Below are 26257 nucleotides of genomic sequence, written 5' to 3'. Positions count from 1 at the left end.
GACCTGGTCGGCTGCAGCCTGGGCGACTCCGGGCTCCGCGAGCGGGACATCACCGTCCTCACGCTGCACCGGGGCTCGGCGGTCATCCCGAACCCGTCGTTCCGGCAGGTCCTCGAGGCCGAGGACCGGCTGCTGTGCTGGGGCAGGCTCGAGGAGATGCGCTCGATGATCCCCGAGCGGCCGAAGCGTCGACCGCGGGTCAAGAAGCTGCCGAAGCACCCGATCCCCGAGGAGTAGGCAGGCGGGCCGGTCGGTCGCGGAGCGGTCGGCTACCGCGCCGGGAGTAGCCGCCGGCTACTCCCTCGGAGGGACGCGGCGCACGCCGAACGGCCCTAGGCTCGGGCCATGCGCACTGATCGCCAATGGCGGAGGTTCTACGCCGCGGGCTGGGTGGTCTCGGCGGCGGTGGGCGTGATCGCCTTCGTCGAGTGGCACGCGCACGTCCGCGAGGTCGAGCGGCGCGCCGAGGAGGCCGAGCGCACCCGCGACGAGGTCGCCCGCCGCCGCGCGATGGAGGAGCGCCTCCGGATCGCCCGCGAGCTGCACGACTCACTCACCCACAGCATCTCGGTGATCAAGGTGCAGGCCGGCGTCGCGACCCACCTGGCCCGCAAGAACGGCGAGGACCCGTCGGACGCGCTGCTCGCGATCCAGGAGGCGAGCAGCGACGCGGTGCGCGAGCTGCGCTCGACGCTCGACGTCCTCCGCCACGAGGACGACAACGGCAGCAGCGGTCTCGACCGGCTCCCGAGGCTGGTCGAGCGGGCGCGGTCGTCCGGCCTGCCGACGACGCTCGTCGTGCGGGGGGACGAGCGCCCGCTGCCACCCGACGTCGACCGCGCGGCCTACCGCGTCGTCCAGGAGGCGCTCACCAACATCACCCGCCACGCCGGCGATGCCACCGCCCTGGTCGAGCTCACCTACGGCGACCGGGTCCTCACCGTCCGCGTCGACGACGACGGCACCGGGTCCGGCCAGCCGCCGGTGCCCGGCTACGGCCTGATCGGCATGCGGGAGCGGGTCACGGCGCTGGGCGGTCGCCTGCAGGCGGGCCCGGGCGCCGCGCAGGGCTTCTCTGTGCTCGCCGACCTGCCGGTGGACGGCGTCCGGTGATCAGGGTCGTCCTGGTCGACGACCAGCCGCTGATCCGCACCGGGATCAAGGCGTTGCTCGACGGCGAGGAGGACATCGAGGTCGTCGCGGAGGGGGCCAACGGCCTCGAGGCCGTCGCACTCGCGGTCGAGCACCGCCCGGACATCGTGCTGATGGACGTCCAGATGCCGATCGCCGACGGCATCGAGGCGACCCGGCAGATCGCGACCGACGAGCGGCTGGTCGACGTACGCGTCGTGATGCTGACCAACTACGGGCTCGACGAGTACGTCTTCAACTCCCTCCGCGCCGGCGCCGCCGGCTTCGTCGTGAAGGACACCGAGCCCGACGACCTGCTGCAGGCGCTCCGCGTGACCGTCCGCGGGGACGCCCTGCTCTCCCCCGCCGTCACTCGGCGGCTGATCAGCGAGTTCGCGGCGCGGCCCGCGGACGTGCTCCCCGGCGCCGACCTCGACCTGCTCACGAGCCGGGAGCGCGAGGTCGTCGGGCTCGTCGCGCACGGCCTGAGCAACGACGAGATCGCCGAGCGGATGGTGCTGAGCCCGATGACCGCGAAGACCCACGTCAGCCGGGCGATGACCAAGCTCGGCGCGCGGGACCGGGCACAGCTCGTGGTGTTCGCCTACCAGTCCGGGCTGGTCGCCTCGCGGAGGGCCTGACCGCCTTCTGCCGTGCCCGTCAGTCCTCGCGGATCCGGCCGTAGGCCTGCTGGAGGAAGTCGGAACCGCCGACGATGCCGAAGACGGCCGCCCAGGCGCGGGCCAACCGCGGCGAGATCGCCAGCGTCGCGACGTACCCGGTCGCGATCCAGGGGGTGACGCAGAACGGGCAGGACAGCATCTCGCCGACGACGTGCTTCCCCGGCTCGTGCCGCGGCTCCTCGTTGACCTCGGCGGAACCGGCATTGCCCTTGAACTCGGTGAACGGCGCCCGCAGCGGCGTGGTCACGCCGTCCTTGGTGAGCAGACGGGCGAACTTGTGCGTCGCGAGCGCGCCGAGCGCGACGTCCTCGAGACGGTACGACGCCGGCAGGCTGTCCCCGCGGGCGCGGCCGACACCGACGGCGAGGCCGACGAACGACCCGAACACCGACATCGCCGTCAGGTAGCCGACGATCCGGTGGTGCTGGTGGGGGCTGTCGCTCATGGGTCTCCGATCCGGGTGGTCAGGTTGGCGTTCGTGCGCGGGTACCCGATCCGGTGTGTCGCTACCGTCAGCCCCCATGGGACCGATCCGCACCTGGTTGCGCCGGTCGCTGTGGGAGGTCGTTCCCCGCGACCACCGGGAAGCGCCACGAGCGCTGCGCCGCCGCCAGTGGGTGACCAGCGCGTTCGCGATCGTCGGCGCCGTCGCCCTCGGCCTGTCGCTGCGGATCGAACCCGGCAGCCCGTCGTTCTACCCGGCCACGCTCGCGCTCGCCGCGGTCTGGGTCGTCGGCGCGTTCGCGTCGGGGCCGCTGCACCTGGGCCGGATCGGCCTGCGGACCGGGCTCGTCCGGCCCACCGTGTCACCGGTGGCTCTCGGCCTGGCGCTGGCTGGCGTCTTCGTGCTCGGTGCGCTCGTCGTGCGCGAGCTGCCCTACCTCGGTGGGCGCGTCGCCGGCGTCCTCGACTACGCCGACCAGGGGTCCTTGCCGGTGCTCGTCGTCATCACCGCCGTCAACGGCGTCGCCGAGGAGCTCTTCTTCCGAGGTGCGCTCTACGCCGCGGTCACGCGCCGTCCGGTGCTGTGGACCACGCTCGCCTACACCCTGGTGACGCTCGCGACCGGTAACGTGATGCTGGCCGGCGCCGCCGCGGTCCTGGGCGTCGTGGTCGGCCTGGAGCGCCGTGCGTCGGGCGGCATCCTCGCGCCCGTGCTCACCCACGTCACCTGGTCGCTGACCGTGCTGCTCGCCCTGCCGCCGCTCTTCGCCTAGCCGCCCCCGGCCTCCACCGCGCGCCGGACCGCCTCCCGGTAGGTCAGCGGCTCCCCCGGCACCAGCTCGCGGATCGCCAGATCCTCCTGCACGACCTCGGTCGACATCGAGTCGATGAGGTTCCGACCGGTGGTCGGGTCGACATCGGTGACCAGCGAGATCCAGTACGACGACAGGCGCGGGGTCAGCACCGGCACCGGCGCGATGGGGACCCGCCGGCCCTCGATCACCTCGGCGGCCTGTTGCAGCATCTCGAGGTAGGTGAGCCGGTCGGCCCCGCCGATCTCGAGGACCCGGCCCAGGGCGGCGTCGTTGCCGACGACACCGACGAGGTAGCGCACGACGTCGTCGATCGCGATCGGCTGCGTCCGGGTCGATGCCCAGCGCGGGACGACCATCGCGGGCAGGTTCTTCACCAGCTGCCGGGTGATCTCCCACGAGATGCCGCCGGCTCCGACGACGATGGCGGCGCGGAGCACCGTCAGCGGGACGCCCGACTGCGCGAGCAGCTGCTCGACCTCGCGCCGGGACCGCAGGTGCGGCGAGAGCTGGCCTCCCTCGCCGCCCAGGCCGCCGAGGTAGACGATCTGGCGCACGCCCGCGGCAGCGGCGGCGAGCCCGAAGTTCCTGGCCGCCGCGGCGTCGCGACGCTCGAAGTCGGCGTCCCCCAGCGAGTGGACGAGGTAGACGGCCACGTCGGCGTCCGCCACCGCCTCCGCCAACGTCCCAGGGTCGTGGACGTCCCCGCCCACCGGCTCGCCGGGACCGTCGTAGGACCCGGGCCGGCGCGTCATCGCCATGACCCGGTGTCCGGTGTCCTGGAGGGCCGGCACGAGACGACTCCCGACGAAGCCGGTCGCACCGGTCACCAGGACGGTGAGGCCCTCGTGCACGGTCCCTCGTACCCGATCAGCCTCGCGCCCACCGCGCGAGGAACCGCTCCCGGTCGACGACCGCCCGGGTGATCGATCCGCGACCGAGCACCTCCCCGCTGGCGCGGTCGACAGCCTCGACCTCGAAGAGCAGGGTGCCGCCGGTGGCCCCCGTCAGGTCGGCGGTGGCCACGACCCAGGCACCGACGGGCGAGGCCGTGACGTGGTCGATCTCGACCGACGTCCCCACCGTGGTCTCACCCTCCGGGAGCCGGTCACGGACCGCAGCGCACGTCGCCGCCTCGAGCCACGCCACGAGACGTGGCGTGGCCAGGACCTCCAGGTCGCCGGACATCAGCGCCCGGGCTGTGTCGTCGCCGGTCACCTCGAACTCGAGTCGGGCTGTCGCCGACACCGACGTGCCTCCCGGAGCCGTCTCAGCGTCGGTCTTCCGTCCGACCACGACGCCTCCCCAGACGTGCCTCTGAAGGGGCGCTGCTGACCGCCCCTCACCCACGCGAGCCAGCTCAGAGTAAACCCGTTCCCGCCGGTCGGCCAGGGGTCGCCAGGCGGCCGTCCCTACTCCACGCGAGCGCGATCGCAAGGGCCGCGACGACCGAGCCGATGATGACCATCCACGCGTCGCGGAGGTGCAGGCTCGGGTCGAGCGGAGCGAGTACGCCGAGCACCGCGACCAGGGCGACCAGGCACCGCCGCGCCCGCTCGGGCAGGCGGCAGCAGGCGAGCAGCGGCAGGCACCAGAGGAAGTACCAGTAGTTGGTCACCGGGCTCAGCACGGTCGTCAGCAGCATCGCGACTCCGGTCGCGGTGAGCGAGGCGCGCCGCTCCCGCACCGGCGCCAGGGCGAGCAGCAGCGCGCAGCCGACGAGGAGCAGGCCGATCCCGACCGTGTCGGCCATCGACGCCGCGTCGGAGTCGTGCACCCAGCGCAGCAGCCGCCCGGCGTCGAACGGCAGCGAGAGCGGCGTGTGCAGCCCGACGGCGACGTGCATCGTGCCGACCCAGCCGACGCCGAGGCCGCTGAAGACTCCGATCCCGACGACCGTGGCCAGCGCGATGCCGCCGACGCCCACGCCCGACCTGAGCCGGTCGCGGAGGCGGCCCGAGCGGGCGGCCAGCAGCACCACGCCGAGGCCGGCCACGACGGCCGGGGCCTTGACCGCCGTCGCCAGCCCGACCAGCAGCGCGCCGGCCACCCATCCGCGTGACATCGCGAGCAGGAGGGCCGCACACACGAGCCCCGCGAGCAGCAGGTCGACGTGGGCGCCGCCGACGCCGTTGGCGAGGACGAACGGGCTCGCGACGGCGAGCCACGACGCCTGCGCCGGCCGGCACCCCGCCAGGTGCGCCAGCCGCGGCGCCACGACCATCAGCAGGCCGAGCCCGACCACGGCGAGCATCCGGTAGCCGAACATGAGCAACCAGGGGCTGGACGTCAGATGGCTCAGAGCGGCGCCCCAGACGAGCGGCACCGGGCCGTACGGCGCCGGCGTGTGCCGCCAGCACTGGCACACCGCCTGGACGATCGGGCCGTGCAGCACGGCCGGCGGGACGACGTACGGCGACAGGCCACGGCCGGCGAGGACCCCGTCCGCGGCGTAGCTCCAGGCGTCTCCGCTGAAGAGGGGTGGCGCGACGAGCAGCGGCACGGTCCACAGCAGCGTCGCCCGGTTGACGCCCGCGACGCCCACCGTGCCGGTGCGGACGGCGGCCCCCAGCATCAGCCAGGCGGCGGTGAGGAGGAGGACGCCCATGACACAGAGCCCCAGACCCCAGCGCTCGCCGGCGTTCCAGGCTCGGAAGTCGCGCAGTGCGTCCAGGCTCGCGACCCGCCCGCCGTGCGGCATGCCCGCGTAGGCCAGTCCGCCGGCGGTCATGCAGGCCGCTCCGACCAGGCCGCAGGGCACCCACAGGCGACCGCTCACCACGATCCCCGCTCGAGGCATGGGCCCACGCTAGGAGCGCAGGATGAGCGCCAGATGAAGGTCGTCGGCCCCGAGGAGGCTTCATGCCCCCTTCATCGTGACCCGCCTACCGTCGCCCATCGGCACGACGGAGGAGGAACGGAAGTGAGCTGGACGAGCGACGGAACGGTGGTGTGGGGCTCCCTCCAGAAGGGCTGGTTCGAGTCGGTCAACCACCTGGCGCGGACGACGCCGTGGCTGCACGCACCGGCGCGGCTCTACGCGGTGTACGGCGTGGGCCTGTTCGCCGGGCTGCTCCTCCTCTCGTGGTGGCTGGTCCGGCGCGACGGAGACCTGCGCCGGATGGCCGCCGCGCTGTGGGCGCCGATCGGCGTGCTGGTGGCCGTCGGCGTGAACCAGTTCCTCGTGGCCGGCTTCGCCGAACCGCGGCCCTACACCGTGTTGCCGCACACGCTCGTCCTCGTCGCGCGCAGCTCCGACTACTCGTTCCCGAGCGACCACGCGGTGATGGCGGGCGCCGCGACCGCCGGCGTGATGCTGGCCCACCGGCGACTCGGACTCATCACGCTCCTCCTCGCCCTGGCGATGGCGTTCACCCGCGTGTACGTCGGCGCGCACTTCCCGCTGGACGTCGTGACCGGGCTCCTGGTCGGCGCGGCCATCGCCTGGTTGTCCTACCTCGTCGTCGCGCCCGTGGTGACCCGGCTCGTGGCCGTGCTGGCGCGGACGCCGCTGCGCCCGCTGCTGACCAGCTCGCCGCCGGCTCAGCCGCAGCCGATCCAGTAGCGCCCGCCGGGGCCGCCGTCAGCCGAGATGCAGAACGGCGGTCTCCCCGCGTTTCCGCAGGAAGACCGCCGATCCGATCGGTGGAGCTGAGGGGACTCGAACCCCTGACCCTCTGCATGCCATGCAGATGCGCTACCAGCTGCGCCACAGCCCCAATGGCGTTGTCCCGGTTTGATCAGCCCCGGGCAACGACGAGAACATTAGCGGACGGCTCAGACGATCACGAAATCGGGGTCTGCCGGTTGTAGGTGGTGAGTCGCCAGGGCCCGTCCGGGGCCTCGGAGACCAGCTCGGCCCAGCCGCAGTTCGCCAGGACGCCCAGCGCCCCGTCCGCGCTTACCGGCCAGCCGACCAGCCGCGAGAGCCCGTGGCGGATCGCCGTGCCGTGCGACACGACGACAGCGGTCTCCCCCGGCGCGAGTGCGGCACCGGCCTCGCGCAGCGCCCCGGCGACCCGGTCGGCGACGACATCGGCGGACTCGCCGCCGACGGCGCCGAGCTCGGGCCGGGTCGTGCCGAACCGGACGAGGATCTCGTCGGCGGTCAGGCCCTCGACCTCACCGGCGGACGTCTCCCGCAGCCGCGCGTCGGGGCGGGCCGGGAGCCCGGTCAGCTCGGCGACGTACGCCGCCGTCTGCGCGGCGCGGGCCAGGTCGGAGCACCAGAGCGCGACCGGCTCGTAGCCGGCCAGCACCGTGGCGGCGCCCTTGGCCTGCAGGTGCCCCGTCTCGCTCAGCTCGATGTCGGTCTGGCCCTGCCAGCGCAGCTCCGCGTTCCACGGCGTCTCGCCGTGGCGCAGGAGCAGGAGCCGTCGCAGCGCCTCAGCGCTCATGCGAGACGACGTCGGCGGGCAGCGCGATCGTCGGGCAGTCGCGCCAGAGCCGTTCGAGCGCGTAGAACTGCCGCTCCTCCTCGTGCTGCACGTGCACGACCACGTCGCCGTAGTCGATGAGCACCCAGCGTCCGTCGCGCTCGCCCTCGCGGCGGATCGGCTTCGCGCCGAGGGCGCGCAGCTTCTCCTCCACCTCGTCGACGATGGCACGGACCTGGCGGTCGTTGGACGCGGAGGCGAGCACGAAGGCATCGGTGATCGCCAGCTGCTCACTGACGTCGAAGGCGATGATCTGCTGTGCGAGCTTGTCGGACGCCGCGCGGGCGGCGGCGGTGACGAGCTCGAGAGCGTGGTCGGTGGCCGTCATCGGAGTCCCCGATCGATTGTTCGCGGAGGAGCGGAGCGGGGGAGCGACGAATCGAGTGGGGTGATCATGCGGTGACTTCCGGACGGTTCGGGTAGAGGGCGTGCTTGCCGATGTACTGCACCACGCCGTCGGGCACGAGATACCAGATCGGTTCCCCGCGGCTGTGCCTCTCACGACAGTCGGTCGAGGAGATCGCCAGCGCGGGGATCTCCAGCACGGTGACCCGGTCGGCCGGGATGCGGTCGAACAGGTCGGTGTCCATCGTGTACCCGGGTCGGGTGCAGCCGATGAACTGCGCCAGCTCGAAGAGCTGGTCGGCGTTGCGCCAGGTGAAGATCTCGGTCAGCGCGTCGGCCCCGGTGATGAAGAAGAGCTCGTCGTCAGGACGGGAGTCCTTGATGTCGCGCAGCGTGTCGATCGTGTACGTCGGCCCGCCGCGGTCGATGTCGACGCGACTCACCGTGAACCGCGGGTTGGCGGCGGTCGCGATCACCGTCATCAGGTAGCGGTGCTCGGCCGGCGAGACCTCTCGGGACGCCTTCTGCCAGGGCGCGCCGGTCGGCACGAAGACGACCTCGTCGAGGTCGAAGACCCCCTGCACCTCCGAGGCGGCGACGAGGTGGCCGTGGTGGATCGGGTCGAAGGTGCCGCCCATGACGCCGACGCGGCGTCGACGCGGCTGGTCAGCCATCCGCGGAAGCGGATCAGGAGTGCTCGCGGCCACCGGCGAAGGCGAGCAGGATGCCCATCAGGGCCAGCAGGATGACGAGCGCGACCGCACCGACGACCCAGTGGTTGACCTTCTCGGAGTGCTCGGCGGCCTCGGCAGCGCGCAGGACGAGGGTGTTGACCATGGGCGACACCCTACCGGTAGCCCCTCCGGTCACCTGACGTGGCCGTCCCCCGTGACGACGTACTTGGTGGAGGTCAGCTCCGGCAGCCCCATCGGCCCACGCGCGTGCAGCTTCTGGGTGCTGATCCCGATCTCCGCGCCGAAGCCGAACTCGCCGCCGTCGGTGAACCGGGTCGACGCGTTCACCATCACCGCGGCCGAGTCGACGGCGGCGGTGAAGCGCCGCGCGGCGGTCAGGTCCTCGGTGACGATGGCCTCCGTGTGTCCGCTCGACCAGCGCCTGATGTGCGCGATGGCCGCGTCCAGGTCGGGGACGACGGCCGCCGCGATGTCGAGCGCGAGGTACTCGGTCGCCCAGTCCTCGTCGGTCGCGGGCAGCACGCCCTCGTAGACGCCGAACGTGTCGTCGCCGTGGATGGTGACCGACTCCGCCTGCAGCGCCTTCACCACCCGCGGGAGGAACTCCCCCGCCACGGCGGCGTGCACGAGCAGCGACTCGGCGCTGTTGCACACGCTGGTGCGGGAGGTCTTGGCGTTGAGGACGATGGCGAGGGCCTTGTCGAGGTCGGCCGCAGCATCGACGTAGACGTGCACGTTACCGACGCCCGTCTCGATGACAGGGACGGTCGACTCCTCGACGACGCTGCGGATCAGGCCGGCTCCGCCGCGCGGGATGAGGACGTCGACGAGACCGCGGGCGCGCATCAGGGCGCGCACCGAGTCGTGGCCGTCCCCGGGCACCAGCTGGACGGCGTCGGCCGGCAGACCCGTCGACGCGACCGCGTCGCGGAGCACGGCAGCGATGGCGGCGTTGGACGAGCGGGCGCTGGAGGAGCCGCGCAGCAGCGCGGCGTTGCCGGACTTCAGGCACAGCCCCGCGGCGTCGGCGGTGACGTTGGGGCGCGCCTCGTAGATCATGCCGACGACGCCGAACGGGACGCGCACCTGGCGCAGCTCGAGACCGTTGGCGAGCGTCGAGCCCCGGACGACCTCGCCGACGGGGTCGGGCAGGGCGGCGACGTCGCGCAGGCCCTGGGCCATGCCGGCGAGCCGATCGTCGGTGAGCCGGAGCCGGTCGACGAGGTTGGCGGGCAGGCTGGCCGGCGTACCGCCGCTCTCCGCGCGGGCCACGTCCTCCGCGTTGGCGGCGATGACCTCGGTCGCACGGGCGAGCAGGGCCTCGGCCATGGCGTGCAGAGCGGCGTCCTTGGCCGCGCGGGTCGCGAGCGCGAGCTCATAGCTCGCCTCACGTGCACGGAGCGCGACGGAGCGCACGGCGGCCTCGGGCGTGACGGTCTCGGTCATGCTCTCAGCCTAGGGCGCTCGCGCGCCCCACTCACCCGCGTATCAGGCCGGCGGGTTGGTGATGGGCTCGACGCCCGCCTTGTGCGTCGCGCGGCCGGCCCAGAGCTTGCCGAACTGCTGGTAGTAGGCCCGGTAGTAGTTCGGGTCGCTGAACCGGACGACGACCTCCTCGTTGGCGAACGAGATGCCGCTCCAGTTCTCGGAGCCTGTCCACACCGACTTCGTCGCCTCGTACTCCCCCGTCGCCTCGTTCCTGAAGGCGCCGCTGACGATCATCGCCTTGTAGTGGGCGTAGAAGCGCGGGCCCCAGCCGACGAGGCCGTCCTCCTCCTCGGGCACGCGCTTGGCGAAGCTCCAGTCGGCCATGCGGACCGGGACGCCGGCCCGCTGCATGATCCCGACCGCCTGCTTGCTGAAGACGCTGCCGATGACCATCACGTCGCAGCCGCCGCGCTTGAGGGCGGCGATCGCGCTGGCGATCTGGTTGCCGCGGGTGCCGTAGAGCGCGTACTCCATGATCCGGACCACCGTGCGGCCGTCGCCGGTACCGAAGCCGGCGCGGGTGCGGCAGCCGACGTCGCGGATGCGCCGGACGACGGGGTCCTGCGCGGCGGTGCGCGCGACCGGGGCCTGGGCCGCCGCGGTGGTGGTGCGCTGCAGCCAGATCGAGTACGGGCTCTTGACGGCGGGCTGCGAGGCCGTCACGACCCGTGCACCGGTCTGGCGCTGCATCTTCATCTGGTTGAAGAAGCCGACCCACGTGGCGAAGATCTTCGGGTCGTAGGCGATCGCCCACGAGTCGTTCCACTGGCGGTAGACCGCCTTGGACGTCATGTTGCCCGAGCTGCCGATGATGACGTCGCGCGCACCGCCGGTGCGGGTGAAGCTGTAGATCTTGAGGTGCTGGTTGCCGCCGTCGCCCGGGGCGCGGCAGCGGCCGGGGCAGGTGACGACGAAGTTCTTGTAGCGGGGCTTCTTGCCCAGGGCACGTTGCAGGGAGTAGACGACGCCCGACGCGGTGCGCTCGTTGACGATCACCTGGACGTGGACGCCGCGCTTGCGCGCCCTGAGCAGCGCCGAGGCCACGTCCGACCGGTCGAAGGAGTACGTCGCCATGCGGATCGTCTCGCCCTTGGGCGTGTGGTTGATCGCGGCGAGCACGCGGTTGACGATCGCCTTCGAGCCCTTGCGGCCCGGGTCGTTGAAGATCGGGCCGAGCCGCGGCTTCCAGCCCGGCAGCGGCGGCAGCAGCACCGGTGCGGCGGCCGTCGCGGCCGCTGCCTGTGGCCCGGCCGCCGTGTCGACGACACCGACCGTCGCCGCTGCCAGCGTGCCCGTCGCCGCCACGATCCCGGCGACCAGCAAGCGCCGCACCCTCTGCCCCATGTTCTCGCCCGTCTATTTCAGTTGTCCCGAAGGCCCAAGCCCGGTGATTCTACGGGGCGTTGAGCGGCTGCGTGCCCATCTTGTGGGTCGCGCGCCCCTTCCACATCCCGTTCCACTTGTCGATGTAGGAGCGGTAGACGGAGGCATCGTTGATGGTGAGGACGACCTCCTCGTTGGCGAACGAGAGCGTGTCCCAGTTCTCCGAGCCGGTCCAGACCGTGCGGGTCGCGTGGCCGGCGTACCTGCCGTTGATGGCCATGAACTTCAGGTGCGAGTAGAAGCGCGGACCCCAACCGGAGATGCCGTCCTCCTCGTCCGCGTTCCGCTCGGCGAACTCCCAGTCGCCGCTACGCAGCGGGATGCCGGCGCGCTGCATGATCTTGTAGGTGTGCCCGCCGGGCACGCTCATGATGATCTTGACGTCGCAGCCCTGCTTCTTCTTGCGCACGAGGGCCTTCGCGAGCGCCTCGCCGCGGTTCTTGAACATGCCGTACATCGCGATCCGGATGACCGTGTGGCCGCCGATCCCGAACCCTCGCGGCGCGGCGCAGGAGACCTGCTGGATCCGCTTCCACGCGGGGTCGGCGCTCGCGACGTATCGGCTCGTGCTCGTCTCGGACGTGGCGACCTCGTTGTTCTGGGACGCGAGCGAGCGCTGGAACGTGTAGTTGTAGCCACCGGTGGTCGTCGTGTAGCTCAGCCGCCGAGCGCCGGTGCGCTTCTGGTGCGCCATCTGGTTGAACATGACGTTCCAGGTGTCGAACAGCTTCTTGTCGTTGGCGACGGCGTAGCTGTCGTTCCACTGCCGGTAGACGCCCTTGGACGTCAGGTTCCCCGACCCGGTGATGACGAGGTAGCGCGCACCGCCGGCCCGGCTGAACGTGTAGACCTTGGCGTGCATGTTGCCGCCGTCGCCCTTCATGCGGCAGCGGCCGTCGCAGGCGATGACGAAGTTCTTGCGGTTGGGGTTCTTGCGGAGCTGCTTCTGCAGGCTCCGCACGCCGCTCGACATCACCGACTTGTTGACGATGACCTGGACGTTGACACCCCGCTTGCGGGCGCGGCGCAGTGCGGACAGGACGTCGGCACGGTCGAAGGAGTAGACCGCGATCCTGATGTAGGAGCCCCGCGGCGAGTGGTTGATCGCGTGGATCAGCCGCGTGACGATCGCCTTCTGGCGCTTCGAGCCGGCGAGCGGGTCGTTGAAGACCGGGCCCAGCCGCGGCCGCCACCCGGGCAGCCAGGCGACGCAGTTGGCCGGGAGCGCCCCGCCTCGCGGCGCACAGGGATCGACGGCCGCCGATGCCCGCGCGGCGGGATGGCTCCCCGAGACCTCGACGGCCGGCGACAGGAGCGCCACCAGCACCGCGAGGCAGACTCCGGCCGCTGTCACGATCGGCGATCGTCGCACTGCCGCACCCCATTTCATCCGGCCCGTACGTCGGGCAGACCATCTGTCGAACTGGGCCCGGTGGCCGACGCTTGAGTCGAGACCGGCCGTGTCGGCGACCACAGTCACATGGGACCGTGGACCCAGTCAAAGTAAAGCGTGCCCCAAACGGGACGAGCCCCGGGCCAGGTGGGCCCGGGGCTCGTCGGCGTGTCGCACGCGTCGTGGATCAGCCCTTGCGCTGCTTGACCGCCTCGGTGAGCGCCGGCAGCACCGTGTGGAGGTCGCCCACCACGCCGAAGTCGACCAGCTCGAAGATCGGAGCCTCTTCGTCCTTGTTGACGGCCACGATCGTCTTGGAGGTCTGCATGCCGGCCCGGTGCTGGATGGCGCCGGAGATGCCGTTGGCGACGTAGAGCTGCGGCGAGACGGTCTTGCCGGTCTGGCCGACCTGGAAGCTGTGCGGCTTCCAGCCCGAGTCGACAGCCGCGCGGGAGGCGCCGACCGCGGCACCGAGCTCGTCGGCGAGCGCCTCGACGGCCGAGAAGTCACCGCCGGTGCCACGGCCGCCGGAGACGATGATCGCGGCCTCGGTCAGCTCGGGGCGACCGGTCGCCTGACGCGGCTGGGTCGCGACGATCTGCGCGGTCTTGGCGGCGTCGGAGATCGTCACCGCGAACTCCTCGACGGCGCCGGCGCCGGCAGCCTCCTCGGGGGCGGCCGAGTTGGGCTTGACCGTGATGATCGGGGTGCCCTTGGTGACCTTGCCGGTCAGCGTGTAGTTGCCGGCGAAGACCGACTGGGTCACGACCCCGCCGTCCGCGATGTCCACCGCGTCGGTGATCAGGCCGGAGTCGAGCTTGACCGCCAGACGGGCGGCGATCTCCTTGGTCTCGGCGCCCGACGGGATCAGGATCGCGGCCAGGCCCCCAGAATCGGCAGAGACCTTCTCGGCGAGCTGCTGCAGCGCCTCGGCCTTGGGGGCGACCAGGTAGCCCTTGATCTGCGCGTCGTCGATGACGTAGAGCTTCTCGGCTCCGTACTTCTTCACGGCCTCGGCCACGCCCCCCACCACGCTCGGGTCACCGGCAGCACCGATGAAGACGGCCGACGGCTCGCCGAGCCGCTTGGCGAGGGTGAGCAGCTCGAACGTCGGCTTCTTGACCGCGCCGTTCTGGAAGTCGACCAGGACGAGAACTTCAGACATGTCTATCTCCTCTTCTTCCGCGCCCGGCTCAGATGAACTTCTTCGAGGCGAGGAAGTCGGCGAGCGCCTTGGCGCCCGAGCCGTCCTCGTCCTTGACGATCTCACCGGCGGTGCGCGGCGGGCGGGCGGTGGCGTCCTCGACGGCCGTGTACGCCGCGTCGAGGCCGACCTGGCCGGCGTCGACGCCCAGGTCGCCCAGCGACCACGTCTCGAGCGGCTTCTTCTTCGCGGCCATGATGCCCTTGAACGACGGGTAGCGCGCCTCACCGGACTGGTCGGTGACCGAGAGGACCAGCGGCATGCTGGCGCCGACGACCTCGGTCGCGGCGTCGGTGTCGCGCTTGATGCGGACCTGGTCGCCCTGGGTCTCGACGACGGAGGCGAGGGTCACCTGCGGCAGGTCGAGACGCTCGGCCAGCATGACCGGGACGACCGCGCCCGAGGCGTCGGTCGAGGCCATGCCGGTGACGACCAGGTCGACCTTCTTCTCGGCGCCCAGCTTCTCGACCGCCTTGGCGAGCACGAGAGAGGTCGCGAGGTAGTCGGAGCCGGCGATCGCGTCGTCGACGACGTGGACGCCCTTGTCGGCACCCATCTGCAGCGCCTTGCGGACCGCGTCGACGGCCTTCTCGGGGCCGACTGTCAGGGCGGTCACCTCGATCTCCTCAGCACCCTCGCCGGCCGAGCGCTTCTCCTTGATCTGGAGCGCCTGCTCGACGGCGTACTCGTCCAGCTCGGAGAGCAGGCCGTCGACCTCGACGCGGTCGACGGTGAAGTCCTGCTCGAACCGCCGGTCCGCGGTTGCGTCGGGGACGTACTTCACGAGGACAACAATGTTCATGGTGGTACGGCCGGTGCGGCCCCTCCTGTGCAATGAGGTCTGTGCCTGTCAGGCAACGGGATGCGGGTGTGCCGGTGAGGCACGCTCACGTGACGGTCAGGTTACCGCCGAGTCACTTAGCGCGGTATCCGGAGACAGCGTTGAGAATGTCACAGCCCTGTCAACGGCTCGCAGCGGGTTCCGAGGGGCGGATCAACCGGTCGAGGATCCGACCGGCGACCAACCAGACCAGAGCACCGATGCCCCAGTTGAACAGTGCGTTCTTGGTGTCGGCGTTGTCGGAGGTCCACTGCTTGACACCGTCGTCGCGGTCGAAGACGCCCAGGTCGAGCCGGTCGGCGACGTCGAGCACGAACTTCACCAGGGCGTTGTCCGTGTTCGCCCCGAACGCGATGAAGAGGGCGCCCAGCGCGAGGAACAGCGCCGCGATCGAGCAGATCACCCAGACCGCGTGGGCGACGGCGCTGCGCACCCGGTCCAGGGTGCCTCTCGTCGTACCGGCCACGCCGCTCATCGGCCCTTGAACACGGCCTGGCCGGGCCCGCTCTCCACGAACGAGGCCATCCCGGTCCGGGCGTCCTCGGTGCCGAAGACGGCGGCGAACCTGACCTTCTCGATCTCCAGCCCGGTGGCGAGGTCGACCTCGAGGCCCTGGTCGATGGCCTCCTTCGCCGCCCGCAGGGCATAGGACGCCGCCGTCGTGAACTGCTTCGCCCACGCGACCGCCTCGGAGTAGACGTCGGCGGCCGGGACGACCCGGTCGACCAGGCCGATCGCGAGCGCCTCGGCGGCCGGGACGAAGCGGCCGGTGAAGATCAGGTCCTTCGCGCGGCTGGGTCCGACCAGGCGGGCCAGCCGCTGGGTGCCGCCGGCACCAGGGATCAGACCGAGCAGCAACTCGGGCTGCCCGAGGGTCGCGTCGTCGGCGGCGATACGGAGGTCGGCAGCGAGCGCGAGCTCGCAGCCGCCGCCGAGGGCGTAGCCGGTCACCGCGGCCACGACCGGCTTCGGGATCCGGGCGATCGCGGTGGTCGCCGCCTGGACGGAGTCGCCGGCAGCGACCATGTCCGCGAAGGACAGGTCGGCCATCTCCTTGACGTCGTTGCCCGCCGCGAAGAGCCGCTCGCCGCCGTAGATGACGACCGCCTTGACGTCCTCGCGCGCGGCGGCCTCCTCGGCGACCGCGCGCAGCTCGGCCTGCACCTGGAAGCTGATCGCGTTCATCTTCGGCCGGTCCAGCCGGATCGTGCCGACGCCGTCCTCGACCTCGAGGCGGACGAACTCCATCTGCGACTCCCGTCTCTCTTCCCGCTGAGCACCTCGACCCTAGTGGTCACCGAAACAACGAGCGAGGCGGCCGTCGGTCACAATGGTCGGATGGTTCAGTGGACCCAGATGGGAGAGACGGCGAGCGTGTGGCCGGGGCGCAACTGGCCCCTCGGCGCGACGTGGACCGAGGCCTCGACCAACTTCGCTGTCTATGCGCCCAACGCCACCGCGATGTGGCTCTGCCTCTTCGACGACGAGGGCGGCGAGTCGCGCCACCAGCTCACCCAGCAGTCCCTCGGCATCTGGCACGGCGCGCTGCCCGACATCGCGCCCGGCACCCGCTACGGCTACCGCGCCGACGGGCCATGGGACCCGGCCGCCGGACACCGGTTCAACGTCAACAAGCTGCTGCTCGACCCCTTCGGCCTGGCCACGTCCGGCACGATCGAGAACGCGCCGGCGTTGTTCGGCTACCGCTGGGACGCGCCCGACGAGATGGACACCAGCGACTCGGCGCCGGTCACGGCCCGCTCCGTCGTCGTCGACCCCTCCTTCGACTGGGAGGGAGACTCGCCCATGAAGCGGCGGTGGCGCGACACCGTGATCTACGAGCTGCACGTCAAGGGCTTCACCAAGCTGCACGACCGCGTCCCGGAGCACCTGCGCGGCACGTACGCCGGCCTCGCGACCCCCGCCGTGGTCGACTACCTGCGCGACCTCGGGGTGACGGCCGTCGAGCTGCTGCCGGTCCACCAGTTCTTCACCGAGCCGGCCGTGCTCGAGCGCGGCATGGTGAACTACTGGGGCTACAACACGATGTCGTTCTTCGCCCCCGAGGCGTCGTACTGCTCCTCCGGCGACCGCGGCCAGCAGGTCACCGAGTTCAAGGAGATGGTGAAGGCGCTCCACCGCGCCGGCATCGAGGTCATCCTCGACGTCGTCTACAACCACACCGCCGAGGCGGGTCCGAAGGGGCCGACGCTCTCCTTCCGCGGGCTGGACGACAAGGGCTTCTACAAGCGCGTGCCGGGGAACGGGTTCGACGACACCTACTGGGACGTCACCGGGTGCGGCAACACCGTCGACACCTGGGACGACCTGGCGCTGCGGCTCATCCTCGACTCGCTGCGTTACTGGGTCACCGAGATGCACGTCGACGGGTTCCGCTTCGACCTGATGTCGGCCCTCACCCGCACCGGCACTGACATCGACTTCCACTGCGCCCTCCTGATCGCGATCGGCCAGGACCCCGTGCTGCGCCACGTGAAGCTCATCGCCGAGCCGTGGGACGTCTCGATGGACGGCTACCTGGTCGGCCGGATGCCGCCACCGTGGGTGGAGTGGAACGACCAGTTCCGCGACACCATCCGCGACTTCTGGCGCGGCCACGCCGACGGGGTGCGCACCGTCGCCACGCGGCTGGCGGGCTCCTCCGACCTCTATGCCGACGACGGCCGCTCGGCGTACAACTCGGTCAACTTCATCACCGCCCACGACGGGTTCACGCTGCGCGACCTGGTCTCCTACGACCACAAGCACAACGAGGCCAACGGCGAGGACAACCGCGACGGGTCCGACAACAACCGCTCGTGGAACCACGGCGTCGAGGGCGAGACCGACGACCCCGAGGTCGTCGCGCTGCGGCGACGCCAGGCCGCCAACCTGATGCTCACCCTCTGCCTGTCCAACGGCGTCCCGATGATTACGGCCGGCGACGAGCGCGGCCGCACCCAGGGTGGCAACAACAATCCCTACTGCCAGGACAACGAGATCTCCTGGATCGACTGGCGGCCGGACGACGCGTGGCTCGACCTCTACGAGATCACCAAGACGGCGCTGCGCCTGCGCCGGGAGCACACGGCGCTGCGGCAGCGGCACTGGTTCGAGGGCTCCCCCACCATCGCCGGCGGCCCGAGGGACCTGTCCTGGCTGCACGCGAGCGGGCGCGAGATGACCGACGCCGACTGGGCCGACACGTCGCTCCGCGGGATCGGGACGTTCCTGTCCGGTGCACCGCTGCGCGAGCCGGGCCCGTGCGGCGAGCAGCTCATCGACAGCTCGTTCGTCCTCTGGTGCAACGCGTCGGCCGAGCCGCTCGAGATCACCCTGCCGGAGAACGAGTGGGTGCAGCGCGGCGAGGTGGTCGTCTCCACCGACGACGCGATCCCGGCCGGCACCCACGTCAAGGCGGGTGAGGACCTCACCCTCGGCGCGCGGACCATGCTCGTCGTCCGGAGCCTCAACGGCCTCTGACCCTCCAGCCGGTCGGTCAGCCGGTCAGCCGACCCACTCGAAGCGGTGCTCTGGCCGTCCGGTCGTCCCGTAGCGCAGCGTCAGACGCACCCGGCCGTCCCGCGCGAGGTCGGAGAGGTAGCGCTGCGCGGTGGCGCGCGAGACGCCCGTCGCCTCGGCCACCTCGAGCGCCGTGACCGCCTCACGGGCCCGGCGCAGCACGTCGGCGATCGACTCGGACGTCACCGGCGAGCGGCCCTTGCGGACGGTGGCGACCGGTGAGTCGCCCGACCGGACCGCCTGGAGCGCGCGGTCGACGGCCGTCTGGTCGACGTGCGTGCCGGCCTCGAGCATCAGCCAGAACCGGCGGAATGCCTGGAGCCGGTCGGCGAGCTCGGACGGCGGGAACGGTTTGAGGACGTAGTTGAGCGCGCCCGCGGCGACGGCCCGGCGGACCACGCCGGCGTCGGCGGCGGCACTCACCATGATCACCGCCGCACCCAGCCGCCCGACGAGCGCGGAGCCGCTGCCGTCGGGCAGGTACTCGTCGAGCAGGACCAGGTCCGGCGCGAGCTCCTCGGCGAGCCGGAGCGCGTCGGCGGCCGTGTGCGCGCTGCCGACCACCTCGAAGTCCGGCACCGAGCCGACGTACGACGCGTGGAGCCCGGCCACCCGGAAGTCGTCGTCGACCACGAGGACACGGATCGTCACCGCCGCTCCCCCGCCACCGGGGTCGACGGGTTGAGGACGCCGGCGAGGCGAGCCTCGAACGCGGCGCCGCTGTCGGGGCCACGACGGCTGACGAGGCGCACGTCGCCACCGTGGGCCCGCGCGGTGTGCCGGGCGAGCGCCAGCCCGAGGCCATGGCCGGTGCCGTCGCCCTCGCGCGTGGTGAACCCCCGCTGGAAGACCTGCTCGGCGTGCTCCGCCGCAACTCCCGCGCCGCTGTCCACCACGTGCACCAGCAGGTCGGGCCCGTCGGCCAGGAGGGTGACGTCGACGCTGCGTGGCAGCCGGTCGCCGCGGGCGGCGGCCCCGATGCCGTTGTCGATGAGGTTGCCGACGACCGTCACCGTGTCGAGCGGGTGGGCGACGCGGCGGTCGAGCCACGTCCCGTCGGAGACGCGCAGCAGCACGCCCGCCTCCGAGGCGGTCGCCGACTTCGCCGCGAGCAGGCCGGCCAAGTAGGGGTCGTCGACGCCGCTGAGCCACGTGCCGGCGTCGCTCAGGCCCGTGAGATAGCTGCTCGCGGCGTCGACGTCCCCGCGGTGCAGCATCCCCATGAGCGCGTGCAGCCGGTTGTTGTGCTCGTGCGCCTGCGCCCGCAGCGCGTCGGTGAGGGCTCGGGTCGCCTCGAGCTCCCCCGCCATCTCGTCCAGGTCGGTCCTGTCCCGGAGGATCAGCACCGTGCCGAGGTCCCGCTGGCCGCGCTGGACGGGGAGCCGCGTCACGACGACGACGCGGCCGCCGAGGAGCCGCAGCGCTCCGGACGGCGCGGGCTCCTCCTCGAACAGCGCCAGCGACTCGGGCGCGACGCTCGTGTCGCAGAGCCGTACGCCGGTCGTCAGCTCGCTCCCGAGCAGCCGACGAGCCTCGGGGTTGCTGACCGTGACCCGCCCTCGACCGTCGACGGCGACGACGCCGTCGCGGACGCCGCCGAGAACGGCGACGTGCTCGCGCACGAGGTCGGCCATCTCCTCCGGCTGGAGGCCCAGGGTCGTCCGGCGCAGCCGCCGGGCGAGGGTGAGCGCGCCGAGCAGCCCCAGAGCAAGCGCACCGAGGGCGATCACGCCGAGTATCGCGGTGAGCGTGCCGGCCTGGTGAGCGACCTCGGACATGGCGATGCCGACGCTGACCTCGCCGACGATCCGGCCGCTGTCATCGCGCAGCGGCACCTTGCCCCGCGCGGAGTAGCCGAGTGTGCCCTGCTCGACGGTGACGACCTCGCGCCCGGACAGCGCCGCGTCCGGGCTGGTGCTCACCGGTCGGCCGATGTTGCCGAGCGTCGGGTGGCTGAAGCGGATGCCTTGCGCATCGGTCACGACGACGTAGAGCGCGCCGGTCCGGCGACGTACGCCCTCCGCCTCGAGCTCCACCGCACCGTCCGGCGTGGGCGTGGCCGTGGCGACCTGTCGGCCGAGACCGGGAAGCGCGGCGACGCTGCGCGCGATCGCCAGGGCGCGCTGCTCGTACTGCGTCTCGAGGTCGTGCCTGACCACCGCGGCCGAGACGCCGAGCGACAGCAGCACGACGACGCTGAGGAGGACGGCGAGTGCCACCACCGCCTGCGTCCCGAGAGCCAGCCGACGCGTCCTGATCACCACGGGAGTGTAACGACGGTCACCATCCCGGACCGCGATGAGCAGAACGCGCAGAACGTTGTTTGTGTCGGGTTCGGGCACAACCGGCGCAAGTCTGGTGACCGCTGTCACACGGCTCCTACGGTCCTCCGCCATGACCCAGATCCACTCCACCGGCTCCCGCCCGGCGATCTCGCTGAACGGGGCCACGAAACGGTTCGGCACCAAGGACGGCACCCCGTTCACCGCGATCCGCGACGTCACGCTCGACGTCGCGGCCGGCGAGTTCGTCTCGATCGTCGGCCCCACCGGGTGCGGCAAGTCGACCACGCTCTCGCTCGTCTCCGGCCTCGAGCCCGCCTCCGAGGGCACCGTCGAGGTCGCCGGGCAGCCCGTGACCGGCATCCCGGACGGCGTCGGCTACATGTTCCAGGCCGACGCCGTGCTGCCCTGGAAGAACGTGCTCGACAACGTGGCCCTCGGCCTGCGCTACCGCGGCGTCGCCCGACGCGACGCCGACGAGCGGGCTCGCGCGTGGATCCAGCGCGTCGGCCTCGCCGGCTTCGAGGACCGCTACCCCCACCAGCTCTCAGGCGGCATGCGCAAGCGCGTCGCGATGGCGCAGTCGCTCATCACCGAGCCGTCGGTGCTGCTGCTCGACGAGCCGTTCGGCGCGCTCGACGTGCAGACCCGCGAGCTCATGCAGGACGAGCTCCTCGGCCTGTGGTCGGGCACCGGCGCCGCCTGCGTCTTCGTCACCCACGACCTGACCGAGGCGATCACGCTGGCCGACCGGGTCGTCGTCATGACCGCCGGCCCCGCCACCGTCAAGGACATCGTCAGCGTCGACCTGCCGCGCCCGCGCAGCGCCGAGGAGATCCGGCTGACGCCTGACTTCATCGAGCTCTACAAGCGCATCTGGGACAGCCTGCGCGAGGAAGTCGAGATCACCCGAGCAAGAGGAGCCTCCCGTGTCGCATGACACCATCACCCCCGTCGTCACCGAGGCGGGCCGCGCGAAGCCGCCGACCATGACGAGGAAGCGCGCCGGGCGTCGCCGCCCCTGGGGTACGTACGCCGTCCGGGTCGCGCTCGTCGTCGTGTGGCTGGGCTCCTGGGAGCTCGCCGCGCGCACCGTGATCGACCCCTTCTACTACTCGATGCCGAGCAAGGTGTGGCAGCGCCTCGTCGACTGGTTCACCGAGGGCACCTCCCAGGGCTCGATCTGGACCAACATCGCCGCCACGCTCGAGGAGGCCGTCCTCGGCTTCGTCATCGGCACCCTCGCGGGCGTGGTGCTCGGCGTGGTGCTCGGCCGTAGCCGCTTCATCGCCGACGTGCTCGCGCCGTTCATCAAGGGCGCCAACGCGATCCCCCGCATCGTGCTGGCCTCGCTGTTCGTCATCTGGTTCGGCCTGGGCATGTCGTCGAAGGTCGCGACCGCGTTCGTGCTGGTGTTCTTCGCCGTCTTCTTCAACTCCTTCCAGGGAGCCCGGGAGGTCGACCGGGTGCTGGTCGACAACTCCCGCATCCTGGGCGCCAGCCGCTGGCAGCTGATGCGCTCGGTCATCCTGCCCAGCGCGACCTCCTGGATCCTCGCGAGCATGCACGTCGCCTTCGGCTTCGCGCTGATCGGCGCGATCGTCGGCGAGTTCACCGGCGCTGACAAGGGCCTCGGCCTGCTCATCAACCACGCCCAGGGCAACTTCGACGCGGCCGGCATCTACGCCGGAATGCTCATCACCACCGTGCTCGCCCTCGTCGCCGAGTGGCTGATCACCCAGCTCGAGGTCCGGCTGACCTCCTGGCGACCGCCATCCCACACCGCCTCCGCCGGCGTCTGACACATCCACAGAAGAGAAAGTGACCACATCCATGCAGCAGCGCACCCGCCGGGTTCTCGCCGGCACCATCGCGGCCGCGGCCGTCGCCACCTCGCTGACCGGCTGCCGTGGCGGCGCCAGCGCCGACGACAGCTCCGGCACCCCGAAGGTCAGCATCATGGTCGGCGGCATCGACAAGGTGATCTACCTGCCGGCGAAGCTCACCGAGCAGCTCGGCTACTTCAAGGACGCCGGCGTCGACGTCGACCTCAAGACCGAGCCCTCGGGCGCCAACGCCGAGAACGTGATGCTCGCCGGCCAGGTCGACGGCGTGGTCGGCTTCTACGACCACGCGATCACCCTGCAGGCGCAGGACAAGTGCGTCGAGAGCGTCGTCCAGCTCGCCAAGGTCCCCGGCGAGGCCGAGGTCGTCTCCACGAAGGCCGCCGGCGTGACCGCCGCCGGCGACTTCAAGGGCAAGAAGCTGGGCGTGACCTCGCCCGGCTCGTCGACCGACTACCTGACGCAGTACCTCGCCACGAAGAACGGCATCGACACCAAGGACTACGCGACGGTCGCGGCCGGCGCGGGATCGACGTTCATCGCGGCCCTGCAGAACGGCGGCATCGACGCCGGCATGACGACCGACCCGACCATCGCCACAGCCGTGGACAAGGGCCTGGGCAAGGTGCTCATCGACATGCGGACCGAGGAGGGCACCCAGGCGGCGCTCGGCGGCCTCTACCCGGCGGCCTCGCTCTACATGACCTGCGACTACGTCGAGAAGAACCCCAAGACGGTCCAGAAGCTGGCCGACGCGTTCGTGAAGACCATGAAGTGGATCAGCACCCACGACGCGGCCGAGGTCGCGGCGAAGATGCCGAAGGACTACAACGGCGGCGACCCGGCGCTCTACGAGAAGTCGATCAAGGACTCCGCTCCGATGTTCACCACCGACGGCCGGATGCCCGACGGCGGCCCCGAGACCGTCCTCGACGTGCTCGGCACGTTCAGCGACACGGTGAAGGCCAAGAAGGACGACATCGACCTGTCGAAGACCTACACCACCGAGTTCGTCGACGCGGCGAAGTGACCACGGCAGAAGGCCGGTCCCCGCTCGAGGGGACCGGCCTTCTCGCGTCTCCGCGGGACGATCAGGCCGTCGCCACGACCCCCAGCTCGGCGTACGACGCCAGGTGGCCGTTGCGCGGCACGACCCGCACCGTGTAGCCGAACGGTCCGGACTGGTCGAGGGTGACCTCGCCGGCGAAGCTGTGCCGCCCGCCCTCGTAGGACTCCGTCAGGCCGAGCACCGTGCAGGTCGCGTCGGTGAGCAGGTCCTCGGCGTCCGCCCGACCGTGGAGCAGCTGCACGTCGACGTCCTCGGGCGAGAGGTCGCCGAGCGCCACGAACGCACGCACGGACAGCACCGCGCCGACCTCGGGTGCGTCGCCGACACCGCTGCTCTCCACGTGCTCGACGCGGACCTGCGGCCAGGCGGCCTTGACCCGCTGCTTCCACGCGGCGAGCTCACGCGCACCGTCGTAGTCGTCGTTGAGCGAGCGCGCGTTCTCGGTGGCCGGGCCGTAGAGCTGGTGCACGTAGTCGCGCACCATCCGGGTGGCCAGCACCTTGGGGCCGAGCGACTTCAGCGTGTGGCGGAGCATCTCCAGCCACCGGGTCGGCACGCCGTCGTCGTCGATGTCGTAGAAGCGGGGCGCGATCTCGTTCTCGATCAGGTCGTAGAGCGACGCGGCCTCGAGGTCGTCACGCCGGTCGGGGTCGTCCAGCCCGTCGGCCGACGGGATGGCCCAACCGTTCTGGCCGTCGTACCACTCGTCCCACCAGCCGTCGAGGATCGAGAGGTTGAGGCCGCCGTTGAGCGCCGCCTTCATGCCGGAGGTACCGCACGCCTCGTAGGGGCGCAGGGGGTTGTTGAGCCACACGTCGCAGCCCGGGTAGAGCGGCTGCGCCATCGCGATGTCGTAGTTCGGCAGGAAGACGATCCGGTGCCGTACCTCGGGGTCGTCGGCGAAGCGGACCATCTCCTGGATGAGCCGCTTGCCGCCGTCGTCGGCGGGGTGCGACTTGCCGGCGATGACGAGCTGCACCGGCCGCTCCGGGTCGAGCAGCAGGCGCTTGAGGCGCGCGGGGTCGCGCAGCATCAGCGTCAGCCGCTTGTACGACGGCACGCGACGCGCGAACCCGATCGTGAGCACGTCGGGCGAGAGTGCGTCGTCGATCCACCCGAGCTCGGCGCTCGCCGCGCCCCTCTTCTCCCACGACCGGCGCAAGCGCCGGCGGGCGTCGCGCACGAGACAGTCGCGCAGCTGCCGCTTGACCGCCCAGACCTCCTCGCCGGGCACCTTGTCGACGATCGCCCAGAACGAGTCGGGGTCGTGGAAGACCGCGCCCTCCTTCTCGGCGAGCTCGAACAGCTCGCGGGCGACCCAGGTCGGTGCGTGCACACCGTTGGTGATCGACCCGATCGGCACCTCGGCCTCGTCGAACGCCGGCCACAGCCCGTTGAACATGCCGCGGGAGACGTGGCCGTGCAGCAGTGACACGCCGTTCGCGCGCTGGGCGAGCCGGAAGCCCATCACCGCCATGTTGAACACCGACGGGTCGCCGCCCTCGTAGTCCTCGGCGCCCAGCGCGAGCACCCGGTCGACCGGAACGCCGGGCGTGACCCCCGAACCCTCCGCGAAGTACTGCTCCACGAGCGTGCGCGGGAAGCGGTCGATGCCGGCGGGAACGGGCGTGTGGGTGGTGAAGACGGTCGAGGCACGGCCGACCTCGAGCGCGGTCTCGAAGTCGAGCCGCGGACCACCCTCGGCGACGGTGAGCTCGCGGATGCGCTCCAGGCCGAGGAAGCCGGCGTGGCCCTCGTTGGTGTGGAACACCTCGGGAGCGGGCGTTCCGGTGATCCGCGAGTAGACCCGCAGCGCGCGCACGCCGCCGACACCGAGGAGCAGCTCCTGGCGCAGCCGGTGCTCGCTGTTGCCGCCGTAGAGCCGGTCGGTCACGTCGACGTAGTGGTCGGGGTTGCCCTCGACGTCGGTGTCGAGCATCAGCAGTGGGACGCGACCCACGCTGGCGACCCAGATCCGGGCGACGAGGTCAGGGCCGCCGGGCAGCGCGATCGAGACGGTGGCCGGGCTGCCGTCGGCCTCGCGCAGCGCGGAGATCGGCAGGCCGTCGGGGTCCAGGACCGGATAGGTCTCCTGCTGCCAGCCGTCGCGCGAGAGCGACTGCTTGAAGTAGCCGTGCTTGTAGAGCAGGCCGACGCCGACGATGGGCACGCCCAGGTCGCTGGCCGCCTTGAGGTGGTCGCCAGCCAGGATGCCGAGACCGCCCGAGTACTGCGGCAGGACAGCGGTGATGCCGAACTCCGGCGAGAAGTAGCCGATCGCCCGCGGGCCGCCCGCGACCGTCCGCTGGTACCAGCGGTCCTCGGTGAGGTAGCGCTGCAGGTCCGCCTCGGCCTCGGCGAGCCGCGCGAGGAAGGCCTGGTCGGCGGCCAGCTCCTCGAACCGCGTGCGACCGACCGCCCCGAGGAGGCGGACCGGGTCGCGGCCCGTGGACTCCCACAGATCGGGATCGACCGCGGCGAAGACGTCCTGGGTCGGCGGATGCCAGGACCAGCGCAGGTTGCCGGCGAGAGTGCCCAGGGCGGCGAGCGGCGCGGGCAGCACGGGACGGACGGTGAAGCGACGGATCGCACGCATGAAGTCGAACCTAGCCCACACCCCTTGGATCGATCCAACAATTGATCCGGATGGAGCCGCGGGGCATGAGGAGGGCCTCGGCTGGATAG

26 protein-coding genes and 1 tRNA gene are annotated in these 26257 nt (G+C 71.5%); 8 read left to right on the top strand and 19 right to left on the bottom strand.

The genetic code is table 11. The features are described from left to right. The first annotated feature begins 345 nt into the window (after positions 1-345). Both QDS12_RS14975 and QDS12_RS14970 read left to right on the top strand, forming a co-directional pair. Entirely contained in the window at positions 346-1113 is a 768-nt protein-coding gene (locus QDS12_RS14975) for a sensor histidine kinase (protein WP_279880177.1), read from the top strand. Beyond that, the gene (locus QDS12_RS14970; protein WP_279880175.1) at positions 1110-1772 is read left to right on the top strand and encodes a response regulator transcription factor; all 663 of its coding nucleotides are present in this window, start codon (positions 1110-1112) and stop codon (positions 1770-1772) included. The genes QDS12_RS14975 and QDS12_RS14970 overlap by 4 nt, the downstream gene beginning before the upstream one ends. A 19-nt stretch (positions 1773-1791) precedes the next feature. On the opposite strand, the gene QDS12_RS14965 is transcribed toward QDS12_RS14970, so the two are convergent. Then, positions 1792-2259 (bottom strand): DUF1360 domain-containing protein, encoded by a 468-nt coding sequence (locus tag QDS12_RS14965; RefSeq protein ID WP_279880173.1) that lies wholly within the window; start codon positions 2257-2259, stop codon positions 1792-1794. 76 nt (positions 2260-2335) lie between these two features. Here QDS12_RS14965 and QDS12_RS14960 point away from each other — a divergent pair, with 76 nt between their 5' ends. Beyond that, complete coding sequence (locus QDS12_RS14960; RefSeq protein ID WP_279880170.1) at positions 2336-3031, top strand: CPBP family intramembrane glutamic endopeptidase; 696 nt, start codon at positions 2336-2338, stop codon at positions 3029-3031. Here the strand turns inward: QDS12_RS14960 and QDS12_RS14955 are convergent. The 3 genes from QDS12_RS14955 to mptB all read right to left on the bottom strand — a co-directional run bounded on the left by QDS12_RS14955 (position 3028) and on the right by mptB (position 5870). Beyond that, the gene (locus QDS12_RS14955) at positions 3028-3924 is read right to left on the bottom strand and encodes an NAD(P)H-binding protein (RefSeq protein ID WP_279880168.1); all 897 of its coding nucleotides are present in this window, start codon (positions 3922-3924) and stop codon (positions 3028-3030) included. The genes QDS12_RS14960 and QDS12_RS14955 overlap by 4 nt on opposite strands. Before the next feature lie 16 nt (positions 3925-3940). Next, positions 3941-4318 (bottom strand): hotdog domain-containing protein, encoded by a 378-nt coding sequence (locus QDS12_RS14950; RefSeq protein ID WP_279880166.1) that lies wholly within the window; start codon positions 4316-4318, stop codon positions 3941-3943. Positions 4319-4430: 112 nt separating this feature from the next. Next, positions 4431-5870 carry a polyprenol phosphomannose-dependent alpha 1,6 mannosyltransferase MptB gene (gene mptB, locus QDS12_RS14945; protein ID WP_279880164.1) on the bottom strand — a complete coding sequence of 480 codons (1440 nt, stop codon included), beginning with the start codon at positions 5868-5870 and terminating at the stop codon, positions 4431-4433. Positions 5871-5993: 123 nt separating this feature from the next. Here mptB and QDS12_RS14940 point away from each other — a divergent pair, with 123 nt between their 5' ends. Further along, entirely contained in the window at positions 5994-6635 is a 642-nt protein-coding gene (locus QDS12_RS14940; protein ID WP_279880162.1) for a phosphatase PAP2 family protein, read from the top strand. A gap of 81 nt (positions 6636-6716) precedes the next feature. On the opposite strand, the gene QDS12_RS14935 is transcribed toward QDS12_RS14940, so the two are convergent. The 12 genes from QDS12_RS14935 to QDS12_RS14880 all read right to left on the bottom strand — a co-directional run bounded on the left by QDS12_RS14935 (position 6717) and on the right by QDS12_RS14880 (position 16103). Next, positions 6717-6789, bottom strand: a tRNA-Ala gene (locus QDS12_RS14935). Between the two features lie 66 nt (positions 6790-6855). Beyond that, the gene (locus tag QDS12_RS14930) at positions 6856-7467 is read right to left on the bottom strand and encodes a histidine phosphatase family protein (protein ID WP_279880160.1); all 612 of its coding nucleotides are present in this window, start codon (positions 7465-7467) and stop codon (positions 6856-6858) included. Then, a complete protein-coding gene (rsfS, locus tag QDS12_RS14925) occupies positions 7457-7834 on the bottom strand; it encodes a ribosome silencing factor (RefSeq protein ID WP_279880157.1) in 378 nt (125 codons plus the stop codon). The genes QDS12_RS14930 and rsfS overlap by 11 nt, the downstream gene beginning before the upstream one ends. 64 nt (positions 7835-7898) lie before the next feature. Continuing rightward, positions 7899-8525, bottom strand: coding sequence for a nicotinate-nucleotide adenylyltransferase (gene nadD, locus QDS12_RS14920; protein WP_279880154.1), 627 nt, complete (start codon positions 8523-8525; stop codon positions 7899-7901). A 13-nt stretch (positions 8526-8538) separates the two neighbouring features. Further along, positions 8539-8688: a hypothetical protein gene (locus QDS12_RS14915; protein WP_279880152.1), complete on the bottom strand. Its 150-nt coding sequence runs from the start codon at positions 8686-8688 to the stop codon at positions 8539-8541. Between the two features lie 29 nt (positions 8689-8717). Next, entirely contained in the window at positions 8718-9992 is a 1275-nt protein-coding gene (locus QDS12_RS14910; RefSeq protein ID WP_279880151.1) for a glutamate-5-semialdehyde dehydrogenase, read from the bottom strand. 42 nt (positions 9993-10034) lie between these two features. Beyond that, complete coding sequence (locus tag QDS12_RS14905) at positions 10035-11378, bottom strand: phospholipase D-like domain-containing protein (protein WP_279880150.1); 1344 nt, start codon at positions 11376-11378, stop codon at positions 10035-10037. Positions 11379-11427: 49 nt separating this feature from the next. Further along, the gene (locus QDS12_RS14900; protein WP_279880149.1) at positions 11428-12771 is read right to left on the bottom strand and encodes a phospholipase D-like domain-containing protein; all 1344 of its coding nucleotides are present in this window, start codon (positions 12769-12771) and stop codon (positions 11428-11430) included. 226 nt (positions 12772-12997) lie between these two features. Then, on the bottom strand, positions 12998-13975 hold the full coding sequence (locus QDS12_RS14895) for an electron transfer flavoprotein subunit alpha/FixB family protein (RefSeq protein ID WP_279880148.1): 978 nt from the start codon (positions 13973-13975) through the stop codon (positions 12998-13000). 28 nt (positions 13976-14003) lie between these two features. Continuing rightward, positions 14004-14816 carry an electron transfer flavoprotein subunit beta/FixA family protein gene (locus QDS12_RS14890; RefSeq protein ID WP_279880147.1) on the bottom strand — a complete coding sequence of 271 codons (813 nt, stop codon included), beginning with the start codon at positions 14814-14816 and terminating at the stop codon, positions 14004-14006. Between the two features lie 160 nt (positions 14817-14976). Next, complete coding sequence (locus QDS12_RS14885) at positions 14977-15288, bottom strand: hypothetical protein (RefSeq protein WP_279880145.1); 312 nt, start codon at positions 15286-15288, stop codon at positions 14977-14979. A 38-nt stretch (positions 15289-15326) separates the two neighbouring features. Next, positions 15327-16103 carry an enoyl-CoA hydratase-related protein gene (locus QDS12_RS14880; RefSeq protein WP_279880142.1) on the bottom strand — a complete coding sequence of 259 codons (777 nt, stop codon included), beginning with the start codon at positions 16101-16103 and terminating at the stop codon, positions 15327-15329. A gap of 90 nt (positions 16104-16193) precedes the next feature. Between QDS12_RS14880 and glgX the strand changes: the two genes are divergently transcribed. Next, positions 16194-18338, top strand: coding sequence for a glycogen debranching protein GlgX (glgX, locus tag QDS12_RS14875; protein ID WP_279880139.1), 2145 nt, complete (start codon positions 16194-16196; stop codon positions 18336-18338). 24 nt (positions 18339-18362) lie between these two features. Here glgX and QDS12_RS14870 read toward each other — a convergent pair whose 3' ends face one another. Together QDS12_RS14870 and QDS12_RS14865 are read right to left on the bottom strand one after the other, a co-directional pair. Beyond that, entirely contained in the window at positions 18363-19028 is a 666-nt protein-coding gene (locus QDS12_RS14870; RefSeq protein WP_279880137.1) for a response regulator, read from the bottom strand. Beyond that, entirely contained in the window at positions 19025-20638 is a 1614-nt protein-coding gene (locus tag QDS12_RS14865; RefSeq protein ID WP_279880135.1) for a sensor histidine kinase, read from the bottom strand. Before QDS12_RS14865 ends, QDS12_RS14870 begins: the two co-directional genes overlap by 4 nt. Before the next feature lie 133 nt (positions 20639-20771). On the opposite strand from QDS12_RS14865, the gene QDS12_RS14860 reads away from it, so the two are divergent. Genes QDS12_RS14860 through QDS12_RS14850 form a run of 3 tightly spaced genes read left to right on the top strand, consistent with a single transcriptional unit; the run spans position 20772 to position 23533 of the window. Further along, positions 20772-21599: an ABC transporter ATP-binding protein gene (locus QDS12_RS14860; protein ID WP_279880133.1), complete on the top strand. Its 828-nt coding sequence runs from the start codon at positions 20772-20774 to the stop codon at positions 21597-21599. After that, positions 21589-22461, top strand: coding sequence for an ABC transporter permease (locus QDS12_RS14855; protein ID WP_279880130.1), 873 nt, complete (start codon positions 21589-21591; stop codon positions 22459-22461). The genes QDS12_RS14860 and QDS12_RS14855 overlap by 11 nt, the downstream gene beginning before the upstream one ends. Positions 22462-22480: 19 nt before the next feature. Continuing rightward, on the top strand, positions 22481-23533 hold the full coding sequence (locus QDS12_RS14850; protein WP_279880128.1) for an ABC transporter substrate-binding protein: 1053 nt from the start codon (positions 22481-22483) through the stop codon (positions 23531-23533). 61 nt (positions 23534-23594) lie between these two features. Here the strand turns inward: QDS12_RS14850 and glgP are convergent, their stop codons facing one another. Beyond that, positions 23595-26168, bottom strand: a complete 2574-nt coding sequence (gene glgP / locus QDS12_RS14845) for an alpha-glucan family phosphorylase (RefSeq protein WP_279880126.1) — start codon at positions 26166-26168, stop codon at positions 23595-23597. Positions 26169-26257 lie beyond the last annotated feature (89 nt).

The sequence above is a fragment of the Nocardioides sp. CER19 genome, assembly GCF_029846275.1.
Lineage (GTDB): Bacteria > Actinomycetota > Actinomycetes > Propionibacteriales > Nocardioidaceae > Nocardioides.
The sequence above is the reverse complement of the archived record's forward strand: the minus strand, read 5'-3'. Positions and strand labels throughout refer to the sequence as shown.

Bases quoted from the DNA above. Each gene is read 5' to 3' on its own strand.
- nadD (WP_279880154.1), bottom strand. From the start codon at position 8,525: ATGGCTGACCAGCCGCGTCGACGCCGCGTCGGCGTCATGGGCGGCACC.
- QDS12_RS14960 (WP_279880170.1), top strand. From the start codon at position 2,336: ATGGGACCGATCCGCACCTGGTTGCGCCGGTCGCTGTGGGAGGTCGTT.
- QDS12_RS14880 (WP_279880142.1), bottom strand. From the start codon at position 16,103: ATGGAGTTCGTCCGCCTCGAGGTCGAGGACGGCGTCGGCACGATCCGG.
- QDS12_RS14860 (WP_279880133.1), top strand. From the start codon at position 20,772: ATGACCCAGATCCACTCCACCGGCTCCCGCCCGGCGATCTCGCTGAAC.
- QDS12_RS14975 (WP_279880177.1), top strand. From the start codon at position 346: ATGCGCACTGATCGCCAATGGCGGAGGTTCTACGCCGCGGGCTGGGTG.
- QDS12_RS14895 (WP_279880148.1), bottom strand. From the start codon at position 13,975: ATGTCTGAAGTTCTCGTCCTGGTCGACTTCCAGAACGGCGCGGTCAAG.
- QDS12_RS14910 (WP_279880151.1), bottom strand. From the start codon at position 9,992: ATGACCGAGACCGTCACGCCCGAGGCCGCCGTGCGCTCCGTCGCGCTC.
- QDS12_RS14905 (WP_279880150.1), bottom strand. From the start codon at position 11,378: ATGGGGCAGAGGGTGCGGCGCTTGCTGGTCGCCGGGATCGTGGCGGCG.
- QDS12_RS14890 (WP_279880147.1), bottom strand. From the start codon at position 14,816: ATGAACATTGTTGTCCTCGTGAAGTACGTCCCCGACGCAACCGCGGAC.
- QDS12_RS14930 (WP_279880160.1), bottom strand. From the start codon at position 7,467: ATGAGCGCTGAGGCGCTGCGACGGCTCCTGCTCCTGCGCCACGGCGAG.
- mptB (WP_279880164.1), bottom strand. From the start codon at position 5,870: ATGCCTCGAGCGGGGATCGTGGTGAGCGGTCGCCTGTGGGTGCCCTGC.
- glgX (WP_279880139.1), top strand. From the start codon at position 16,194: ATGGTTCAGTGGACCCAGATGGGAGAGACGGCGAGCGTGTGGCCGGGG.
- QDS12_RS14965 (WP_279880173.1), bottom strand. From the start codon at position 2,259: ATGAGCGACAGCCCCCACCAGCACCACCGGATCGTCGGCTACCTGACG.
- glgP (WP_279880126.1), bottom strand. From the start codon at position 26,168: ATGCGTGCGATCCGTCGCTTCACCGTCCGTCCCGTGCTGCCCGCGCCG.
- QDS12_RS14915 (WP_279880152.1), bottom strand. From the start codon at position 8,688: ATGGTCAACACCCTCGTCCTGCGCGCTGCCGAGGCCGCCGAGCACTCC.
- rsfS (WP_279880157.1), bottom strand. From the start codon at position 7,834: ATGACGGCCACCGACCACGCTCTCGAGCTCGTCACCGCCGCCGCCCGC.